This window comes from Pseudoalteromonas sp. 20-MNA-CIBAN-0454, assembly GCF_040308685.1.
Taxonomy (GTDB): Bacteria; Pseudomonadota; Gammaproteobacteria; order Enterobacterales; family Alteromonadaceae; genus Pseudoalteromonas; species Pseudoalteromonas nigrifaciens.
On sequence record NZ_JBEOOB010000149.1, the window covers coordinates 1 to 283 of the forward strand.

Here is a 283-nt window from a genome sequence, read left to right on the forward strand (position 1 = left end):
GTACAGGGAAAGTTTGCTAATACGAGAGGCTCTCAAACAAGAGCATTCCACAGTTAAGTCGATGTCTAGCAAACTACCTGAATTCATCTAAAGGATTAGAATTATGTATATCACTATCGCAATATCCGTATTCTTATTCATATCCATATATTTTCTGTTAAGTTCACGATCAAAATTAAATCAAATCAAAGTGAAGAGTGCAAGATTACAAACAACTTATGAGCCTGCTTCTCTTGAAGAAAAAAGGCTATCTGAACTTTCAAGCGAGTACAGTGAATTACAG

1 protein-coding gene is annotated in these 283 nt (G+C 34.6%); it reads left to right on the top strand.

The features are described 5' to 3' along the window. Positions 1-103: 103 nt before the first annotated feature. Positions 104-283: hypothetical protein (locus AAEZ22_RS18325; protein ID WP_352298450.1), on the top strand; the 180-nt coding region annotated here is incomplete at its 3' end.